The following is a 22,194-nucleotide window of genomic DNA, read 5'->3' as shown; positions in this document are numbered from 1 at the left end:
TTGGTTTTACGGATTTAAACTGCACGCGATTATCAATCATCACGGTGAGTTATTATCGATTAGAGTCACTCCGGGAAATATAGATGATAGAGAGCCGCTAAGACAGGGCCTAGCAAATGATATATTCGGTAAACTGTTTGGTGATCGAGGGTATGTCAGTCAAGATTTAAAAGATAAACTGTTTAATGACTTCAATATCGATTTTATAACCAAGCTTCGAAGGAATATGAAACAGCAGATTCTTAAACCTATTGATGAGGCGTTACTTAACGGACGCTCGTTAATTGAAACTGTTTTTGATGAGCTTAAAAACCTATGTCAGATTGAACACTCAAGGCATCGAAGCTTCACAGGGTTCGCTGCTAATCTTTTAGCAGGACTCATTGCTTACTGTTGGTTTCCCTTTAAGCCGACACTCAAAAACGTGTCGGCTTATGGACAAGCTGCAAAAAACTAAGCTGTTTCAATGATTTAGGCAAGCTCTTATCCCGAACTCAGGTTAATTTAATTATACTTATCGTTTTACTACTTGTCGTTTTACAGTTATTTTAATTCCATATTAATTCGGTACTTAACATGCTTCATGCGGCCAAAATGGCCCGTACAGCAAAATTGCTTTCACTTTCTAGTCTAAATCTATAAATCTATTAGATAGAATACCCTTAAGTTCATTAGCGAAAGAAAATCATTAATAATAGGGAAGATACGATCGTTCTTGATGAGGCATATTTGTTGCTAAACGGCTATCATAAAATCGTTCTATAGGCGTGTTCATTAGGGGAACTTGTGGTAGTCTAGCTCTATGTTTTGAGCATCAAACAGATATTAAAACAAACTATTTTAGTTGATTGATTGAATTAGCGAGAGGTCATTATTAATGCATAACCTAGAATTAGAAAATATTCTCGATACCTTTTTACAGAGTAAACAGATTAAAGATTATACGATTAATGGCCTTCAAGTTGAGGGTAGACCTGATGTGAAACGAATTATAACAGGTGTTACAGCAAGTTTAGAGCTTATTGATATGGCGATTGAGCGAGGGGCCGATGCACTATTAGTACATCATGGATATTTCTGGAAAAGTGAAGCACCGGCTATTCGGGGGATGAAATATCAACGTATTAAGCGTCTGATTGAAAACGGAATTAATCTCTATGCTTATCATTTACCTTTAGATCTTGAACCCACTCTGGGTAATAATGCAATGCTCGGGAAGCTCTGGGATATTGTAGATATAGTACCTTTGTCAGAGGCGCAGCCTCTTGTATTAACTGGAGAGTTACCTGAGGCAATGGATATTGTTTCATTAGCAAAATTGATCGAACAAAGTTTAGATCGCAAACCTTTTGTCGAAGCTTCCGGGCCAAAGTTAATTAAACGAATTGCGTGGTGTAGTGGTGCAGCGCAAGATATGTTAGAAGAAGTGGCTGAAGCAGAATTTGATGCTTTTATTACCGGTGAGGTATCAGAAAGAACGATTTATATTGCCCGGGAGTTAGGGATTCACTTTTTTGCAGCAGGGCATCACGCAACAGAGCGTGGAGGCGTAAAGGCGCTTGGTGAATGGCTACAGTCAGAATATGGACAAAGTCATGGACTTGAAGTCGAATTTATTGATATTGATAATCCGATCTAACCGATATCATTTATAAATAGCTGCTTGTATTTAATGAGACCTTTTATGAAAAGATAATTATTCAGATGATCTATGGTTTAGAAAGAGATTATTAAAAACTTTATTTTTTGAAGAGAAGTTTAGATAGAAGGGTGATAGGGTATTTCTATGGAAGTACTGAACTATTTTAATCTTGTTATAAAACAAGGTAGAATACCAGATCATATCTCATTATCAATAATCACGTGAATTTAAAAGGTGAAGATGAGCGATAAAGCAGAAAAGTCATCTATGAATAGGAATACTGATAAAGTACAGCACGATAGTGTACAGCATTCGAAAGAATTCACTATTCAGGAAGCTTCTACCACTGAAAATCAGCAAAATCAGACGCAAGAAGCTGTAGGTGACTCAAAACCAGAGGACACTAAAAAAACTAAAAAGCCTAAAAAGTCGAAACGCAGAAGACGTACGCTTTTAGGCCGTTTTTTGACGTCTATACTAAATCTGCTTTTGATTTTAATTGTTGCGATTGTTCTACTCTTCTTCTATCTATTAGATACAGAATCAGGGCTTCGTACTATTGTTAATGTTGCCAATCATTATTTCCCACAATATGTTTCAATTCACAATGCCGAAGGACAGTTAGGCAAACGTTTTACACTTGAAGATGTGACATTAAATCTCCCTAATTATGAACCATTAGAGATTCCTCAATTAACACTTGATTGGAATTATGGGCAATTATTAGAGATGACGGTTGCGATCAATCATCTTGAAGTAGAGGGCGCGAATCTTAATTTTACACCAATTGAGAAGATCGAGAAGATTGAGGAGGCAAGCGAGCCATTTTCATTAAAGTCACTGAATATTCCCATTAATGCCGAAATTAAGACGATTGATATCACAAACAGTACGTTAAAGGTAGATGATTTCTATCTAGCGATGAATGATATTCAGCTGACCAATGCCAAACTTGAAGATAATCATGTCACGATCGAAAATACAGTGGGAGATTTACAAGCATTAGTGGGTTCTGATGTCGATCTCCCATTCGTTGTCGCACTGAATGGTAATGTCGATATCCCTACGGAAACTTTTGATCTTAATTTAGCGATTTATGCGCAAGAAGCCTTTATTAGTGGTAACGAGCTCAATTTAGCGCTTAATACCGAAGTAAAAGGCGAATTAGAGAAGTTTACAGCGGATCTCAATGGTCGGGTGGATTGGGCAAATTTCTTGAATGACCCTATCTTACTGAAAGTGGATAATGAGGTGACGGGATTAAGCGATATTAAAAGCTATCTGCATCTTAAAAATCTTTCAAATCAGATTATGCTCAATAGTGAGTGGTCTGCGCAGAATCCATTGAATGTCGATCTTGATTTAAAAATGAATGCACCTTACTTATCACAATTGCATCCGGATATCAGTGGTTCTTTAATGGGGAATATTGATCTTAAAGGGGAAGTACTCAAGCCTATTTTAGTAGCTGATGTTAATATCTCGAATATCAATGCTTTTGGTCTACAATTACAATCCTTATTATTGAAAGCGAATCATGAAGATTATAATGCCGATATATTGTTGCAACTCGATAGAATGCGTTTTGATACGATCTATTTGGCGCTGTTAAAGCTACAGTTTGATGGAAGCTTAACGGATGAGTTTGACCTTGATCTTTTAGTGGAAAATCTAGAGCAAGCTAAAAGCGCAAAAGAGGCTGATCAGTCGGTGAATAAGATTGAAGTTGCTAATATTAAAGAGCCTGATGGTGAGATTGATGAAACTTTAACTTATCAAGAGAATAAACCAATGGCATTATTGCCGGCAGATGATCGACAAGTGCTTGTGAAAAAGATGGAGTATAAAGTTACAGGAAAAGCAGATTCACATCATTTTAACTTTGATCTTGATAGTATTGTCGGAACGATTAAATCAGATGGGATAGCCTCGTTAACAGATGTTTTTACGGATCCCACTTTTACTCTCTATCTACAAAACTCAGTGGTCAGTTCTGATTTTGTGGGGGATTATAAACTCAATAAACCTGCTTATTTCTACTATAGAGCGAAGAATAATACGATCTCGTTGAGTTCGGCCTGTTACGAGCAAGGTTACATTGTATTTTGTGCAGAAGGCGGGCGCAGCATTGAAGGGGTTAATACGGCCGTTATTACGCTTAATAACTTACCTTCATCCCTTATCGATAGTTATTTGCCACCTGATCTCTCGATTAATACCAAAGCGAATGTGACCATTGCCGGACAATTTACAACAGAAGAAGATTTTGTCGGCGTTGTAAACTTAGCGCTCTCAAAAGGGGATATTCGCTACCGTTTCCAAGGTCGAGAAGTCTTAATTCCCTTAGATAAAACATTATTAGAAGTTCATGCACTTCCTGAAAAAGTGACGAGTAATCTCAATGTCGATTGGGGGAAATATTTGCGTGTTCAGGGTAAGGGAGAGATGAACGATCTCTTTAAAGAGAATCTCGTAGACGCGAGCGTTGTCGCTAATATCCCAAGTTTTGATTGGGTATCCCCCTTAATGCCGGTATTACAGGATCTTGGAGGAGAGGTTCTCTTAAAAGGTAAAGTACAAGGACCTGTGGCTCATCCTAAAATGGGTGCTAATTTTTCCATTAAAGATGGGCATCTCTATATCGCCTCGCTCAACAGTCGTTTAAAAGCCATTAATTTAGATGTCGCTTTACAAGAGGGAACGCCTGAATTCTTTATTAAAGGAAGCGTCGGAACTAATAAAGGAACTTTAAATCTTGATGGTTACTATAATATTGCCAATTTTAGTACAGAATTGAATGCATCAGGCGATGATATTCAGTTAGCCGATAGTCGTGATATTAAAGTCATGATTTCCCCTAAAGTACAATTTACAGGGAAACATTCAGGTAATATCCAACGTTATCAATTGAAAGGATCTATTTTAATCCCCGAACTCTACTATATGCATACCTCTATGGGCGGCGGTGGCTCTGTCGTGAAAGTCTCAGAAGATACTGTTATCGTAGGCGATGGCTATGATCAAAAACGTAGTGAAAGCTTTATGGATAATTTCTCTATGGATCTTAATGTCATTTTGGGGAATGATATCTTAGTGGGGGCTGAGGGGCTTAAGGCACACTTAAGTGGTGGTTTAAAAGTCTTGAAAGATTACGGTAGTCAACCAATACGAGGACTAGGAGTGATCAATGTGGGGCAAGGGGAATTTGATATCTACGGTCAAGTATTGCAGTTAGATCGTGGTAAGATCCAATTCTCTGGTGCATCGATTACTAATCCGGCACTTGATATCCAAGCTTCACGACAATTTATGAATGAAATTGAAGGTCGGGAGCTGCGTGTCGGCGTGAAAGTTTTAGGTAGTGCAGAAGCACCAAGAGTGGAACTCTATTCATCACCTACCATGACAGATATCGAAATCGCTTCTTACTTGTTTCTCGGACGTGGTCCTAACTTAGGTTCAGCCGCTGAAAACTTAATGCTTCTCAATATGCTTCGTAAGATTGCGATGGGTGAACCTGTATCCAGTTCTGATACGAGTATTGCGAGCAAAGTAGGGCTTACTGATCTTGGGTTTATGGAGACGCCGAATGGGCATATTGGTGTGGGTTTAGGGAAACGATTTGCCAATAGTTTCTATGTCGGATTAGGCGTTGGCGTTGAAGAGGGCGAGAGTGCATTTGCACTGTTACGTTATAGCTTCCTGAAATATTTCAACGTGAATGCGGCCTTTATGAGTGAGGGCGAGAGTGTGAACTTGAACTATTCACGGGATTTCTAAAATTGAGATTAGATAGGGATGACTGACTTTCTATACGCTTTTATCTCTCTCTATTCTTATCGGTTTTTAAGTAGCTAGTATGATATTTGAAAAGAACATACTTACTAAACAAAAGCTTGTAAAATGTCGGATAGAATAGCCTCCTTGCCTCGATCTGCTGATGTGCCGGCATTTCAATAAGCTTATTCAAATGCCGGCGCATCGGTTGTAATAAGTAAGGAAGTCGTTTTATCCGGCATCTTGCAAGTGTTGTTTAAAACCATTTTTCTTAAACCAAATTGATTATAAATAGATAGAATATGTCTCTATAATTTATATGTGTATATTTATTTATATTGAATAGCAAAAAGGCTAAGTAATCATATCGTTACTTAGCCTTTTTATTGAAATTATTGAAGTTATTAAATCTTATTAGAGTCTTAATTGTTAAGCTTCAATAATCTCATTGCAACTTAATCTTAGATGATATCTAGACAACCTTAGGAATCACAACACGAGGTTGGAATGATTCTGCTTGTGCAATATTCCAAATGCTTGAGTAGTAGTTACTTTCGATTTCATCACCGAGTAGTGCGCCTTCAGGTAGATAGAAGTGCATATTAGAGAAGAGACGAATCTCATTTTCAGAGGAACGCATCACTAAATGCTGAGGTAATAGTTTAGATGGATGGGAAACGCCGGCAGAAGAGAGCATTTCCGAGAGTGCATGAAGTGTATTGTGATGGAAGTTTTTAACGCGAGTCATTTTATCTTCAACCACTAATGCTTTTTGTCGTAATGGATCTTGTGTAGCAATTCCTGTAGGACAATTATTGGTATGACAGCTTCGAGATTGAATACAACCTAAAGCGAACATAAATCCACGAGCTGAATTAACCCAATCAGCACCAATAGCAATGGTCCGAGTGATATCAAATGCAGTAATGATTTTACCGCTAGCCCCAATTCTAATCTTTTTGCGTAAACCTGTTCCCACTAAAACATTATGAACGAAGAGTAGCCCTTCTTGTAGCGGTGTTCCAATATGATCGGCAAATTCAATAGGTGCTGAACCTGTCCCGCCTTCTTTACCGTCAACGACAATAAAATCGGGGAGAATATTAGTGAGTAACATGGCTTTAGCGATCCCCATAAATTCCCAAGGATGCCCTATACAGAGTTTGAAACCAACAGGTTTACCGCCGCTTAATTCACGAAGTTTCTTGATAAATTCAAGCAGCTGAATCGGCGTTGAGAAAGCACTGTGATTAGAGGGTGAGATACAATCTCGATCCCGAGGTACGCCGCGAGTTGCGGCAATCTCTTCACTAATTTTATCTTTAGGTAATACACCACCATGTCCTGGTTTTGCACCTTGGCTTAGCTTAATTTCAATCATCTTAATTTGAGGATCAGCAGCTTGCTGCTCAAATTTTACGGGATCAAAGAAACCATCTTCGGTGCGGCAACCAAAGTAACCGCTTCCTAATTCCCAGATCAGATCACCGCCATGTTTTCGGTGGTAAGGGCTAATGCCACCTTCACCGGTATCGTGGGCGAAATTCCCCATTTTTGCACCCCCATTGAGTGCCTCGATTGCATGAGCGCTCAGTGCACCGAAACTCATGGCGGAAATATTGAGAATAGAGGCAGAATAAGGGTGAAGACAATCATCACCGCCGATGGTCACTCGGAAAGTTGCAGGGTCACTTGCAGGGACTGTTGCCATCGAATGGGTAATAAATTGATAACCTGGTTCGTAGGTGTTTTGTAGTGTTCCGAATGCTTGTACAGAATCTTGTGCAATATTCTTAGCGCGTGCGTAGACAAGCTTGCGTTCAGCGTGGGTAAAGGGAACGGCATCGTTATCAGATTCAATAAAGTATTGGCGGATTTCTGAACGGAAATGTTTGAGTAGATAGCGCAGATTCCCGATGATAGGATAGTTTTTTCGAACAGCGTAGCTGTTTTGGGAAATATCGATGATTCCGATCACTGAAAGAATCGCAGTAATGCCCGTCAGAACCCATATAGTTGTGGTATGATGAGCGAAGAATAATCCATAAATTGTAAAGAGAATGGACAAAACTAAAGGGAGGTAACGCCCAAAGCGAGCAAGCGTATGCATGTTAGGAAGCTCCTGTCATGATCGTTGAATGGTTATTGTAAATTGCCTCTATCATAACGCATTCCATAATTAAATTTTAAAAATTTTTAAGATTTATTGTAAGTGTTATTTGTATGGAATTGAGACTTGTTGTCAATATTTATATATTAAAAATCGACTTTTTCTATAATTTTTTAAAGAGCCTATGAAGAGAGAAGAATTGAATCCTTGGGATGATGAGATCGTTCCTCGTAAAAAATTAGATGAAATAGAAGTCAAAGGTCGGCTTCGGAATGTGCAACGTGAAATCGGTAAGATGTCCCGTAAACGCTCGCCTGAAGAGACTTACAAGATGCTCACAATCTACCTTAAAAGATCACTACAACTCTCCTACATAGAGCCCTGGTTTCAGTTCTTTTTACCGCCAAGATTAAAAGGACGGCTTTTTATTGCGACAATTGGTAAGCGCTATTGGGTAATCGGAACGCCTCGAGGGGAGTTTGGTGCGGCATTTAATTTCTATCAAAAAGAGATTCGTAAATCTCTAGAAATGCACCTGAATAAGATCTCTAAAAAACGGTGGAAAATTCCCCCATTTCGAATCTCTATTATGCCGGAGAATCCTAATACTCGAGCTTTTGATGAAGAGATCGAGGCCTTGATGCAGATTAAATCAGTACCGATGAAGTCTCAAGAAGAGAGACGAGCGATGCTTGCTAAAGAACGCCGGGAGCGATTAGCAAAACAAACATTCAATGAAAAATCAGCAGACATTGCAGTATCGAACAATCAGCGAATAGATTCAGGGGAGTTAAAAAGTTCAAGAGGGTCAGAAATATCAGAGGGGGCAGAAATATCACAAGATGCCCAACATATTATTTCCGATCTATTTGCGGAAGTTCTACAATATGAAGTTCGTCGGCGGACTCGGCAGTAGAGGTGATGTGATGAGCAAATCAAATATCAATGATGCGATGAGTAGTGAGAAATTTGCAGCCCTTGTAGAAGAGATCAAACAGCGAGATTCTCACAGAAAGCAATCTCGAAGAGAGCAGCAACAAAGTTATAGTAGATCTCGAAAAGATCATTCTTTCATAAAAGCCGATAACGCTATAGATCCCCAAGATCTTGAATGTATTGAAGATAGAGATCAAACATTGAAAGATTATGTTTTAGAAGAGAAAGCGGGGATATCGCAAGAAGATTTAACTGCACAGCTGTTAGCCGCAGCGAAAAGAGAGGAGGAGCAGGCGCGAGAATGGCGATATTGGCGAGAACGTGCGATGAATTTCTTGATTCGTCGAGAGCACAGTGAAGTGGAACTTCGACAAAAGCTACAACAAAGACAATGTCCCTCTGCATTGATTGATCCGATTATTGATTGGCTCTATGGTGAGCGTTATTTGAGCCTTGAGCGATTTGCTTATAGTTACAGTAAAAACCGCGCGGACTTAGGTTATGGGCCCATTCGAGTTCGTTATGAATTAGCACAAATTCACCGAATATCTGAGAGAGATATTACGGCGGCTTTTAAAGAGATTGATTGGCATCATGCTCGCTTAATTGCCGAACGTAAAGTGGGTAAAAAGGAGGGGGCTAAATATTATGCCGCGCTCTATCGCCGCGGGTTTAGTGGTGAAATGATCGTTGAGGATGATCTTTGAAAATTGATAAGATGAGGGGGATCAGTAGAAGGGGCGGTAGTATAGGATGAATGAAATTGTCTGCTTTTGATCTAACTTCCGCCATTAGAACAAAATCAAGGTATAATATTGCGTTAGTTTATTTTTATTTTATTGAAGCGGTTTTTCAGTTTTTAATTTATTTAGATTTGAGTAATGCATAAGAGGATGAGATATGGCATTAGAGGAACAATTGCAAAAGTATGGCTTGAGCTTTCAGGATTTGCAAAATCATCAGGGTTTAACAGAAGTTGATACATTATTTCAACAATTTCTACCCGATGAAACGCTGCAATCACTACTACAATGGCGTCGAGGTGAGCTCAATTTTACCGCAATTGAAGAGTCAGAATTTCAAATTCTCTTAGGGCAATATCTCAATGGCTTCATTGCGAAACTCTTTGGAATTGAAAAAGAGAGTCAAAAATTAGAAGAGCGAGCGGCACAATATAATCGTTTAATGCGTTTTAAAGAGCAATTTATTCAGCGAGGCGCTAAGCGTTATCGTCAAGCGATTGAGGGTGATTTTGCCACACATCATGCCGCTTTATTAGCGAAAATGGGTGTGAGTGATGAGGATCCGAATTTAGAGGCCAAAATTGCAGAGTATGCGCTCTCCCTTGATGCAGAAAAAAATGCTTCAGAGATTGAAGCGCTCTATCAATGGGGTTCTTTAGCGGAATCTGATCCTGTCGGTGCGGAACGCGTTGCGGATTGGATGACTTTTAAATTCCCCGCGCGTTTAGATTATGATCATCTTGTCTCTACTAAAGAAGAGACGTTCCAAGGGATTCCAGTGAAAGTAGGGACGCATTCTCTTCGTAAACGGGATGGTTTTGCGCTTACAGATCAACGCATGAATCGTTATGAAGTGGCTAGTGAAATTGAATATTGCAAGTATTGTCATGATCATGATGGGGATTTTTGTAGTACTGGTTTCCCTGTGAAAAAAGGGGATCCAGCCCAAGGTTTCCGTAAAAATCCTTTTGGTGCAGCACTGACGGGTTGCCCGCTTGATGAGATGATCTCAGAGATGCAGCGCCTTGAAAAAGAAGGGCTCTCAATTGGCTCTTTAGCAATTACTATGGTTGAAAATCCTATGGTGCCGGCAACGGGCCATCGGATCTGTAATGATTGTATGAAATCCTGTATTTATCAGCGTCAAGAGCCGGTTAATATCCCTCAAATTGAGACCAGCGTACTCTCAACAGTTCTAGATCTACCTTATGGTGTTGAGATCTATAATCTGCTTGCGCGTTGGAATCCTCTTAAACCAACAGATTATCTCCCTGCAAAAGAGAATAATCGGAAAGTATTAGTGGCAGGAATGGGACCCGCGGGCTTTACGATGGCGCATTATCTATCGCAACAAGGTTGTTATGTTGTGGGAATTGATGGTCTTAAAATTGAGCCATTACCCCAAGAATTACTCACTGCGCCGATAAAATCTTGGGCGGAGTTAGAAGAGAATCTTGGTGATCGGATATTAGCAGGGTTTGGCGGTGTTGCAGAATATGGAATTACCGTTCGTTGGGACAAAAACTTCCTTAAATTGATCTATTTGACCTTAGCACGCCGAGAAAATGTCGATATCTATGGCGGTGTCCGTCTAGGTGGGACTTTAACACTCGATGATGCTTTTGACTTAGGGTTTGATCATGTTTCATTAGCTGTAGGCGCAGGTTTACCTCGTGTTCTTAAAATTGAAAATTCCTTAGCAAAAGGGATGAAGCAAGCCTCAGACTTTTTAATGGCGATGCAGTTAACAGGTGCCGCAAAAGATAGCTCCATTGCGAATCTTCAAGTAAGATTGCCAGCCGTTGTGATTGGTGGCGGATTAACTGCAATTGATACCGCAACAGAAGTACAGGCTTACTATATTAAGCAGGTAGAAAAAGCCCTTCATCGCGTTGAGATCTTAGGGGAAGAGAAAGTTCGGGAGAATCTATCGCCGGAAGATAATGAGACTTTAACGGAATTTTTAACCCATGGTCGAGAAGTGCGCGCCGAGAGAACTCGTGCAGCAGAAGCCGGTGAAGCACCTGATTTCAATCCACTTCTAGCAAAATGGGGCGGTGTTATGGTGGCCTATCGCCGGAAGATGCAGGAATCACCCGCTTATACGCTGAATCATGAAGAGATTACGAAAGCCTTTGAAGAGGGTATTCATTTCGGTGAGGAGCTCAATCCTCTAGGGGTAGAACTTGATCAATATGGCCATGTGAAAGCCATTCGCTTTATGAAATCAGGAGAGACGGAAGTAACAGTTCCGGCACGAGCGGTCTTAGTGGCGGCAGGGACATCACCGAATACTATTTATGGCACAGAGTATCCAGGCTCTCTTGAAATTGAAGAGAAGCATCATTTCCAAGGATATGATTTAGAAGGAAATTTAGTACCTTTTGAGTGGGGGACGAATAATAAAGAGGCATTTGCGCCCTTTACCTCTTTTAGACGGGGTGAGAAACGTGTCTCTTATATCGGAGATACTCATCCTGTTTTTAACGGAAATGTGGTTAAAGCGATTGCAAGTGCGAAAAAGACCTCGAAATTTGTGATGGAAGCATTAGCAAGATTGCCGGAGAACACTTTAGGTAATGAATCATTAGCTACGACAATGAATGAGGGATTAGTCGCGACTATTGAATCGATAGATAGTAGTAATCCAACCGTTTGTGAAGTATGGGTTAAAGCGCCGATGGCAGCTAAAAACTTCAAACCAGGTCAATTCTTTAGAATGCAGACCTTTGAAACCGGCAGTGAGATTGTTGCCGGTACGCGTTTACAAATCCCACTTTTAACTGTTTCAGGGACAGGATCTACAGAGGATGCGATTCGCCTTTTAGTATTCCAATGGGGTACAGGGCAACGATTAATTCCCTCTTTAAAACCAGGTGATCAAGTTATCCTAGCGGGTCCTACAGGCGCACCAACAGACCTTCCATCAGGTAAAACAATCTTGGTGGTTGCAGGTAAATGGGGCGCTGCTGTTATGCTTGATATTGGATCTGCACTTCGTAATGCTGGCAATAAGGTCATTTACCTTGCGGCAATGGGGTCAAAAGACGATGTGGATCAAATGGATGCCTTAGAGGAGGGCGCAGATCAAATTATCTGGGCTGTAGGTAAAGGTGAGCCGATTGAAGCAAGAAGACCTCAAGATCATTCAGTTGTCGAGTGGGATGTCATTAAACTGATTAAAGAACTCGATGATCAAGGTATTGTCGAGATGAAAGCTGTTGATCGTTTAATGGCAATGGGCTCAACAGGAATGTTAAAAGGCTTCCAAAAAGAGCTCTCTGAAGGTGGATCTCTCTATGATCGTTTCAAAGAGGATCTACATATTACCGGTACTATCGGTAGCCCTATGCAATGTATGATGAAAGGGGTTTGCGGGCAATGTCTGCAGTGGCAGATTGATCCTGTGACGAAAGAGCGCACTCAAGCTGTATTTACCTGTTCACAACAAGATCAACCCCTTAAAAATGTGGATCTCGATAACTTGACTGCAAGAACGAGTCAAAATCGTCTCCCTGATATTATCTCTTCTCATTGGCTTAGCTATGTATTAGCAGAGAAGTCGAAACAACAAGAATCATAGTTTATTCCTTAATGCTGTATAAATTGACGTTATATAAAGTTTAAACTGTTGAAAGCCTCTTCGTCAGAAGGGGCTTTTTAGTGTTGAGGAGTTAGGTAGCGAGGTTAGGTCGTTAATGATAGTAAGATCGGTTCAAAATAAGCTCATTTAAATGCCGATGCATCGGCTGATAGAGGCGAGTAAGTCGTTCTATTTGGCATCTTGAAAATATTGTTTAGTAAGATCTTATGTTTTTTATAGTAAGATCGGTTCAAAAAAAGCATTATTTAAATGCCGGCGAATCGGCTGTAAGAGACAAGGAAGCTATTCTATCCGGCATCTTGCAAGTGTTGTTTAGTACGGTTTGATATTCTTTTAAAGCTTCACACTCGCTACATAAAAAATCATTTTTCTTAAACCAAATTGACTATAAAACGACGAAATAAATAAATCCCGCATTATCTCTCGATAGTGCGGGATTTGGTTTAATTATGAATAGAATTTTAAGGATTTTAGTATAGCAATTATTATTTAAATTTGCATAGGTAATTATTCTTTTTTAGTTAAAAGTTTTTACCAAACCTTAAAAGATCATTAAAAATGTCTATTTTTACTCGCTGCAATACGTAAACGAAGGGCGTTTAACTTGATAAAGCCACCTGCATCTTTTTGATCGTATGCACCCCCATCATCTTCGAAGGTTGCGATATTTTCATCAAAGAGTGAATCATCTGATTTACGGCCAACAATAATGACATTGCCTTTGTAGAGTTTTACACGAACAACACCATTCACGAATTTTTGTGATTCATCGATCATTGTTTGAAGCATTTTACGCTCAGGAGACCACCAATAACCGTTATAGATCAAGCTTGCATATTTGGGCATTAATTCATCTTTAAGATGAGCCACTTCACGGTCAAGTGTAATAGATTCAATAGCACGATGTGCTTTTAACATTACAGTACCTGCAGGTGTTTCGTAGCAACCGCGAGCTTTCATTCCCACATAACGATTTTCAACGATATCAACACGGCCAACACCATTTTCGCCTGCGAGTTTATTGAGTTTTGCCATCACATTCGCAGGAGAGGTTTCCACGCCATCAATAGCAACAATGTCCCCATGACGATAAGTCAATTCAACATAGGTAGGTTTATCAGGTGCTGCTTCAGGAGAAACAGTCCAACGCCACATATCAGCTTCAGGCTCTGTCCAAGGATCTTCTAATACTAAACCTTCATAAGAGATATGAAGTAAGTTAGCATCCATTGAATAAGGAGATTTTTTACCACCACGATCGATTTGGATGTTATTTTTCTCTGCATAATCGAGGAGTTTTTCACGAGACATTAAATCCCACTCACGCCAAGGTGCGATAACTTTAATGCCTGGTTTAAGGGCATAAGCACCAAGCTCAAAACGCACTTGGTCATTTCCTTTACCTGTTGCGCCATGAGAGATGGCATCAGCATTAGTTTCATTGGCGATTTCAACAAGGCGTTTTGCAATTAATGGACGTGCAATGGAAGTTCCAAGAAGATATTCTCCTTCATAGATTGCATTCGCACGGAACATTGGGAAAATAAAGTCGCGCGCAAATTCTTCACGTAAATCATCGATATAGATCTCTTTTACGCCTAATGCTTTTGCCTTTTCACGTGCAGGTTCAACTTCTTCGCCTTGACCGATATCTGCGGTAAAGGTGACCACTTCACAGTTATATTCATCTTGTAACCATTTAAGGATCACAGAGGTATCTAATCCGCCTGAGTAGGCGAGCACGACTTTATTGATTTTGTCCATTCTAGTCTCCTAACGACTTTGGTGTTGATCATAATTTATGATAAGTGATTTTATAGTAAATTATTGATTTATTAATTGAAATCAATCATTGGTTAGCTTATTTTCTAAGCTCAAAAAGATCTTCCACTTCTGGAATACTCTCTTTATCGGTGATAAATAAAATCAGATGATCGTTCTGTTCTATAAACATAGAAGGTTCAATCTTCATGACTTTACCACGGCGAATAAGACCTGCAACGACCACATCTTCAGGCCAGCGAATACCCTCTAGGGATTTGCCGACGATTTTAGAAGTCTCTGCATTACCATGGGCGATAATTTCCATCGCTTCTGATTCACCTGATCTTAAAGAGTATACCTGAACGATATCTCCTTTTCTAATATAGGTGAGTAGAGTACTCAAGGTCACTTGTTGAGGGGAGAATGCTAGGTCAATATTTGATTCATCTTCAATCATCTCCAGATACGAAGATCGATTAATAAGTGACATTGAGAATTTAGCCCCTAATCGTTTAGCGAGCATCGCTGCCATAATATTGGTCTGATCATCATTGGTCAGGGCACAGAATAGATCAGTATTCTCAATATTCTCCTCAAAGAGAAGTGTCTCATCAGTACAATCGCCATGTAAAATTAAGCTACGATTGAGTTTAGAGGCGAGTGCATTCGCGCGCTCAGCACTTGCTTCAATAAGTTTAACATGGGCAAATGATTCTAGTGCCTCGGCGAGTGCTGCACCAATATTGCCACCGCCAGCAATAGTAACGCGTTTTGCGATCCGTTGTTTCGATTGAAAGAGTTCAATGACTTCTCGTGCATCAGAACGAGCACAGAGGAAATAGACTTCATCATCCTCCTCTAAAACAGTATCTTCTTCGGGAATAAACTCGCATCCCTCGCGATAGATAGCCACATAGTTGATATTGAGGTGGCGTGTTCGGCGTTTAATTTTGGAAAAGCGACGGCCAAAAAGCTGTGAATCTTTCTCAACCCCCATTGAGACAATTAAAGCTTCCCCTTTCGCAAAGCGAAGTACATCGAGAGCGCCAGGAAGTTCGATGATATTTTTAATATAGTTGGTGATGAGTGTTTCGGGGCTAATGACCACATCGATATGGAATGTGGAGTCAAGTTTATTGCCAAAGAGATCACCTGCACGTAAATAATCTTGTGAGCGAACACGGGCAACTTTAAGTTTGATGCCAAAAACCGTATGCGCAATTTGTGAGGCGACAATATTGACCTCATCACTTGAGGTCACTGCAATCAAAACATCCATACTCTCCGCTCCCGCTTCTTTAAGCAGGATCGGTGATGCCGCATTACCACGGATAGTGCGAATATCGTAACGTTCTTTGAGTGCAGCAAGTGGCGCATATTGATTATCAATAATAGTGATATCATTTTGCGCCTCTTTCGATAAGACGTGGGCCACTGTTGAGCCAACTTGGCCAGCACCTAATATTAGAATTTTCATGAGATCTTATTATTTGAATTTCAGATAGTGCAATCATACCGTAAATGAGAAGAATTGTGCATCTCAATTTCATGATTCTCAGGAATAGTATTATCTTTTTATGTAAAGGAATACAGGATATTAACTCTTTATTAAAGTCTTTATTAAAGTCTTTATTAAATTTTAATTAATGCCTTGTTTTTTGAGATTATTTTAATCCTTTTTAAATTTTTGTTTAAATATCTTTTAATTTTTTGTTGTTCAAATTTTCATTGTGTCGTTATTTGTATCGTTATTTATATTGTTATTTGTTGAATTTGGGCTATATTGAGAGTCAAATTATATTTAGATGATTATTAATATGATCGATATTATTCAAGTTTTAATGCCTATTTAGAGTATGCAAAAGGAGTGGATGATGTTACCTCTTATCAATATGGGACGTGCCCGACGTTCGGTATCGAAGCAAGCAATATTGCTAAAGACAATATTATGGTTATTATTGATTGTGATGTTGATTCCTGTGGCCTCTTTTGCTGAAGAAACACAAGATCATATTCAAAAAGTGTATATTTTACATACTAATGATACACATGCGCGGGTGATTGGTGATGACGTTCCTGGTAAAGATGGAAAACCCCTCGATAAAGGATTAATAGGTTATGCTCGTTACAAAGGGGCGATTAATACTTTTAAGGAGCGTTATCCTGAGCAAGTATTAATTTTGGATGCCGGTGATACTATTCATGGAACCAATTTTGCCACTTTATCGAAGGGGCAGAGTGTGATCCGTCTCTTAAATGAGATAGGTTTAGATGCGATGACACTTGGCAATCATGAGTTCAATTATGGGCAAGAGGACTTAAAAGCCGCTATTGCAGAAGCACAATTCCCCGTATTAGCGGCGAATGTCCTTAATAGTGAGAATCAACAACCGGTATTTGAAAGTAGCACGATTTTAGAAGTCAATGGTTTAAAAATTGGGGTAATCGGTTTGGCTACGCCGGAAACTAAGGTCAAATCATCCCCTAAAAATACCGAAGGTTTAGATTTTGCTAATCCTGCGATGATTGCTGCAAAAGAAGTTGAAGCATTAAAGGCACAAGGTGTTGATGCCATCATTGTCTTGAGTCATTTAGGAATGGATGATGAATCAGAAATTACCTCTTATTCAGTGCTTGATCAGGTGGCGGATATCGATCTTTTAATTGATGGTCATAGCCATACGCTGCTACCGGAGGGGAAACGTTATAAAAATACAATGATTGCATCGACAGGGAATTATCTCGAAAATATTGGACTTGTGACATTGACGTTTAATAATCATCAATTAGTAGATATTACAGCTGAAACCATTGATTTTATCCATGCAATGCAGTATCCGATAGATGAGGAGATTAGTAATGCAATTGAAGCTATTAATCAAGAGAATGCGCGTGTGACTGCAGTTGAGGTAGGCACATTACTCAATGATCTGAATGGCGAACGGGAAAATGTTCGGGGTAAAGAGACAGACTTGGGGCAGTTATTAGCAGACTCAATGCTTTGGGCAACAGATGCCGATATTGCATTGACTAACGGCGGGGGGATTCGAGCCTCTATTCCGGCGGGTAAGGTGACTTATGGTGATTTCTTAACGGTATTGCCATTTGGCGGTTTAGTGACTGTTATTGAGGTGAATGGTCAAGATATTCTGGATGCCTTAAATCATGGTGTGGATGCCTATCCTGCTGTTGCTGGTAAATTCCCACAAGTGGCAGGTTTAACTTATCAGCTTATTGCACCTAATGGGGATCAATCTGAAAAAGCGCATGTTACCAATGTCATGATTCAAGGAAAGCCGCTTGATCTTAATGCGAACTACCGTTTAGCAACCAATGATTTTATGGCCATTGGTGGAGATGGTTATGAGATGTTTAAAGGGAAGCCACAATTATTACTTCAAGGTTTAATGGTGGATATTTTGATTGATTATGTCAAAACAGAATTGATGAATGAGCAGGGTGAATTTCAATTTCAGATGGAAGCGCCTAGATTAATCCTTGTAGAGTAGTCCATGATGAACTAGTGACTTTAATTTTGTAGAGCATTAATGCTACATCGTTATGAGTAAATGGTGAGATAAATTATCTCATTGAGGCATTATCTCATTGAGGGAGAAAGGGATTGTAGAGGAAAAGAATACAATCCCTTTTTTATTATTTCATATCAATTTCATATCACTAACAGTATGATAGATATAGTAAATTGGGTTTAAGAAAAATGTTTTTTATGTAGCTAGTATGGGGCTTTAAACGAACATCAAATCGCATTAAACAATACTTGCAAGATTGCCGGATAGAGAAAAGCTTTCTCGACTTGAACCGTTGATGTGCCGGCATTTAAAAGAGTTTATTTTGAACCGATCTTACTATAGTTATCTTTGTCGCTACTATTGTTGTTATCTTTATAACTAGCTTTATAGCCCTTTTTATTGGTAAAAAGGGTAATATTGAATTTATTGGTAATAAAAGCTACAATGTCGACCTTTCAAACCTGATCATTCCTATGATTCTTTTTCGCTAGATTTAGCACTATTGCGATGATTTAAGTTGGCTAGGATGCTTTAAATAGGGATTATTAAGATCAGTCTAGATGTCCCTGCTACGATTTTCGTCTGATGTTATTTCAACCGATTATAACTATTATAGCTTAGATACGAGCTAATTTAGAGACAGACGTTTCTCACCTCGTTTTTCGGTCACAATTACTTACAGGAGTATGTTTATGGCGCCACAACATGCAGCAAAACGCCCACAACACTTTGCCGAAGAAACCGTTGGTTCTTTGATGGACTTTGATTTTATCTGCGTTCCAGAGAGCTATACCGTAGGAGAAACTTTCAAATATCTGAGGAAGAATGTGCATGGTAAGGCCAACATTCATTATAGTTATGTGATTGACCCATTGGGTGTCCTAGTGGGAGTCCTCTCTTTGCGTCAATTATTAGGGGCAGAGGAAGATCAGGTTTTGCAGGATATTATGTCACCGGCAACCTTACGTCTTGATTATGAATTAGACCAAGAGCAAGCAGCGAAAATTTTCCAAGATTGTGATCTTGTCACACTTCCTGTGGTTGATAGTAATGGCCGAATGATTGGTGTATTACATGTGGATGAGATGATGGATGTTATGCAACAAGAAGCCACAGAAGATATTCATAAAATGGCTTCCATCTCGGTAGATGACGATGAAGAGGATAAGGGATTATTAGAATCCTCTTTTGGTTGGCTTTATAAAAAACGCATTGGCTGGCTCGTCATTCTTGTGTTTGTGAATCTTTTATCGGGTGCCGGAATTGCGAGTTATGAAGATCTTTTAGGGAAGTATCTGCATATTGTCTTCTTCTTACCGCTTTTAATTGCAAGTGGTGGGAATGCAGGATCGCAATCGACAACGCTTGTGATTCGGGCTATGGCAGTCGGGGATGTGACGGTCAAAGATTGGTTTAAGGTGATTAGTAAAGAGGCATTAGTCTCTTTTGCGCTAGGTTTAACGATGGCGGTAGCGATCTCTTTAATCGGTTATTATCGAGGAAATGCTTATAATGTTGGTGCAGAAACAGCGATGATTGTTGCCATTGCCATGGTCGTAGTTGTTATGTTCGGAAGTCTATTGGGTGCCATTTTACCCTTTATCTTCCGTCTCTTTAAACTTGATCCTGCAACTGCAAGTACGCCGTTAATTACTTCCATTTGTGATATTGCCGGTGTCTTTATCTATCTTGGTACTGCAAGTCTTTTCTTAGTGTTTGATTAGCCAATAATAAGGAATGCCTATGAAGTATCAAAATTGGGTGAGTAGTTTTATGCGCTATTTCTCGAAGCAAAATTTATCGGTAGCCCTGTTAGGTTTCTCATCGGGCTTGCCGATTTTAATGACGCTCTCAACGCTCACCTATTGGCTCTCAACACTCAATATTGAGAAGGGAACGATCGGGCTTGCTTCTCTTTTGGGCTTACCCTATCTTCTGAAGTTTCTATGGGCGCCTTTATTGGATATTTTTCATCTGCCTATATTAGGAAAATTAGGTAGAAGAAAAGGCTGGATTATCTTTTTTCAGATTTTCATCGCACTCATTTTTTTAGGATTGGCTTGGGTTGATCCTTTGGAAAGTCCATATCTTTTAGGATTTATGATCTTTCTGCTAGCATTTGCTTCAGCGAGTCAAGATATTGTGGTAGATGCTTATCGTATCGATTATCTTGATAAAGAGAATCAAGCATATGGTGCAAGTGGGTATCTCTTTATGTACCGCATTGCGATGCTCTTTATGGGCGCAGGCGTTTTGATGCTATCTGATCGTTATAGTTGGTCGTTCATTTTTCAGATAATTGCGATTTTAATGGGCATCATTGTTGTATTAACGCTGATGATCCCAGAGCCGAAGACGAAAGAGACAGTTATTACTCATTCAGAAAATGAGAGTGCCTCGGAAGCCTTGCTGCGAGTTTTAAATCGGTTTATTGAAGGATTTGTGCACTTTTTTCAGCGGGAAAGAGCACTTTGGTTTTTACTATTGGTAGTTTGTTATAAGTTGCCTGATGCCGTTTCTGGAGTCATGGTCACCAACTTTTACTATGAGTCAGGATTTACCGGCACTCAAATTGGATTAGTCACAAAAGTATATGGCTTAATCGCTACATTAGTGGGCGCATTTTTAGCTGGTGCGATTATTAATCAATTAGGCCTCTATAAGAGTCTTATTATTTCGGCGATTCTAATTGGCGTTACCAATCTAGGTTATCTTCTGATTATTGCTTATCCTGGTAGTACATCAATGCTGACAGTCGCCATTAGTGCGGAGAATTTCATTTCAGGATTCTCAAGTGCGCTCTTTATTATGTTTTTAGGGCTACTTTGTGATCGAAATGCTTCAGCAACACAATATGCGCTATTAAGTGCCTTAGCTGCTTTTGGGTTGCGTATTTTAGGTGGTGCTTCAGGGTTTATGGTAGAAGGACTTGGATGGACTGATTTCTTTATTATGACGGCAGTATTATTTATCCCTAGTTTAATTCTGATTATCATGCTCCGTCCCCAAATCCAGAGATTGAAAGCGCCAGAATAGTATTCATAATTATTGAGTGGAGTTGAGCAACGAAAAAGAGTTGCTATTATATGGCGCACTAGAATAGACAAAGCCTGCAATGAATGCAGGCTTTTTATATGGTAGATATCTCTAAGGATATTCTTCTATTTATTGAGTCTTGGGAAGCGCACCTACAACAGGGCAGTGAACTATCCATGACTTAGCAAGCGTTACTATTACGTTGGATAAAATATTTGATCTCTTCAAACCAATTGAAGCCACCATTTTTGTACCAAACTTGCTCGGTATTATCGTCAATACGGATAATGGTATCCCATTGTTGATCTCTCATAAGGCAGTTGCCGACAGATACCGCATTTCCATTTTTATCAATAGGTTGTTTCATATTAAATCTCCTAATTTTATTATTAATATGGTGATAGGAATAACTCATTTTTGAGTTATGACTTATTAAATTTGTGATTTATGCTACGAATGAACAAAATCGCATTTTTAATAGGGTTTTAAATTTTTAATATGTTATATAACTTAATGTCTTTTCGACAAATTAGCTAGAGGGCTAGATAACTTTATGAACTTAAGGATGCAGATAAATTGATCCTGAACAATATATGCAATCTAGCGCAAACATTGCGACTTAACAAAAGTCAAATTACAGCTCAAATGTTAGAAAAAATTTTAAACGAATTTATTGTAGAGATCGCTATGGTTATTGTTAGTGTTATATAAAAATAAAGAAGTAAAATGATCATCTACAATAAAGTATGCATATTTGCATTGAATTAGTATAGTGCTATCTTACAGCAGATGCAACATTTTTATGTTCAATCAAAAAATATTTGGATAATACAGCAATATGATTATCTCGAAATATTCTTAGCTAATTCATTAAAATAGATGAATATATTTTTGAGTATATTTGTGGATATGTCTGACTGGATTTTAATTTACTAGAGTTTAATTGAAAATTGATATTAGTCTTATCTAAGGGTGGTTTTCTAAGGGGAAGCGATTATGTCGAAGTGATATCTGCTATGATGAGTAGGTGCTTTTATATTGATAAAACAACT

Annotated in this window: 12 protein-coding genes and 1 pseudogene; 9 read left to right on the top strand and 4 right to left on the bottom strand. The window is 39.2% G+C overall.

The window, feature by feature from the left end; genetic code table 11:
- The 3 genes and pseudogenes from DC083_RS08015 to DC083_RS08005 all read left to right on the top strand — a co-directional run.
- Positions 1-457 (top strand): annotated as a pseudogene (locus DC083_RS08015) (IS982-like element IS1592 family transposase); the annotation flags it as partial.
- A 420-nt stretch (positions 458-877) separates the two neighbouring features.
- Entirely contained in the window at positions 878-1,639 is a 762-nt protein-coding gene (locus DC083_RS08010; protein ID WP_109189675.1) for a Nif3-like dinuclear metal center hexameric protein, read from the top strand.
- A 270-nt stretch (positions 1,640-1,909) separates the two neighbouring features.
- Entirely contained in the window at positions 1,910-5,422 is a 3,513-nt protein-coding gene (locus tag DC083_RS08005) for a translocation/assembly module TamB domain-containing protein (RefSeq protein ID WP_189364545.1), read from the top strand.
- A 469-nt stretch (positions 5,423-5,891) separates the two neighbouring features.
- On the opposite strand, the gene DC083_RS08000 is transcribed toward DC083_RS08005, so the two are convergent.
- Positions 5,892-7,529, bottom strand: a complete 1,638-nt coding sequence (locus tag DC083_RS08000) for an FMN-binding glutamate synthase family protein (protein WP_109189673.1) — start codon at positions 7,527-7,529, stop codon at positions 5,892-5,894.
- A gap of 184 nt (positions 7,530-7,713) precedes the next feature.
- Here DC083_RS08000 and DC083_RS07995 point away from each other — a divergent pair, with 184 nt between their 5' ends.
- The 3 genes from DC083_RS07995 (at position 7,714) to DC083_RS07985 (ending at position 12,791) form a co-directional block, all read left to right on the top strand.
- Positions 7,714-8,445 carry a hypothetical protein gene (locus DC083_RS07995; RefSeq protein WP_109189672.1) on the top strand — a complete coding sequence of 244 codons (732 nt, stop codon included), beginning with the start codon at positions 7,714-7,716 and terminating at the stop codon, positions 8,443-8,445.
- Positions 8,446-8,455: 10 nt separating this feature from the next.
- Positions 8,456-9,172, top strand: a complete 717-nt coding sequence (locus tag DC083_RS07990; protein ID WP_157954910.1) for a regulatory protein RecX — start codon at positions 8,456-8,458, stop codon at positions 9,170-9,172.
- Between the two features lie 193 nt (positions 9,173-9,365).
- Positions 9,366-12,791: an FAD-dependent oxidoreductase gene (locus DC083_RS07985; protein ID WP_109189670.1), complete on the top strand. Its 3,426-nt coding sequence runs from the start codon at positions 9,366-9,368 to the stop codon at positions 12,789-12,791.
- A gap of 573 nt (positions 12,792-13,364) precedes the next feature.
- Here DC083_RS07985 and DC083_RS07980 read toward each other — a convergent pair.
- Positions 13,365-14,576 (bottom strand): argininosuccinate synthase, encoded by a 1,212-nt coding sequence (locus DC083_RS07980; RefSeq protein WP_026878639.1) that lies wholly within the window; start codon positions 14,574-14,576, stop codon positions 13,365-13,367.
- A gap of 97 nt (positions 14,577-14,673) precedes the next feature.
- The gene (trkA, locus tag DC083_RS07975) at positions 14,674-16,053 is read right to left on the bottom strand and encodes a Trk system potassium transporter TrkA (RefSeq protein ID WP_109189669.1); all 1,380 of its coding nucleotides are present in this window, start codon (positions 16,051-16,053) and stop codon (positions 14,674-14,676) included.
- Between the two features lie 394 nt (positions 16,054-16,447).
- On the opposite strand from trkA, the gene DC083_RS07970 reads away from it, so the two are divergent.
- The 3 genes from DC083_RS07970 (at position 16,448) to DC083_RS07960 (ending at position 21,142) form a co-directional block, all read left to right on the top strand.
- The gene (locus DC083_RS07970) at positions 16,448-18,085 is read left to right on the top strand and encodes a bifunctional metallophosphatase/5'-nucleotidase (protein WP_157954909.1); all 1,638 of its coding nucleotides are present in this window, start codon (positions 16,448-16,450) and stop codon (positions 18,083-18,085) included.
- A gap of 713 nt (positions 18,086-18,798) precedes the next feature.
- Positions 18,799-19,830, top strand: coding sequence for a magnesium transporter (gene mgtE / locus DC083_RS07965; RefSeq protein ID WP_109189667.1), 1,032 nt, complete (start codon positions 18,799-18,801; stop codon positions 19,828-19,830).
- Between the two features lie 19 nt (positions 19,831-19,849).
- Positions 19,850-21,142 (top strand): AmpG family muropeptide MFS transporter, encoded by a 1,293-nt coding sequence (locus DC083_RS07960; protein WP_229822294.1) that lies wholly within the window; start codon positions 19,850-19,852, stop codon positions 21,140-21,142.
- A 181-nt stretch (positions 21,143-21,323) separates the two neighbouring features.
- Here the strand turns inward: DC083_RS07960 and DC083_RS07955 are convergent, their stop codons facing one another.
- Positions 21,324-21,509, bottom strand: coding sequence for a hypothetical protein (locus tag DC083_RS07955; protein ID WP_109189666.1), 186 nt, complete (start codon positions 21,507-21,509; stop codon positions 21,324-21,326).
- Positions 21,510-22,194: the final 685 nt, after the last annotated feature.

The sequence above is a fragment of the Ignatzschineria ureiclastica genome (genome assembly GCF_003121845.1).
In the GTDB taxonomy this organism is placed as follows: Bacteria; Pseudomonadota; Gammaproteobacteria; order Cardiobacteriales; family Wohlfahrtiimonadaceae; genus Ignatzschineria; species Ignatzschineria ureiclastica.
This window is presented reverse-complemented; position numbering and strand designations above follow the sequence as displayed.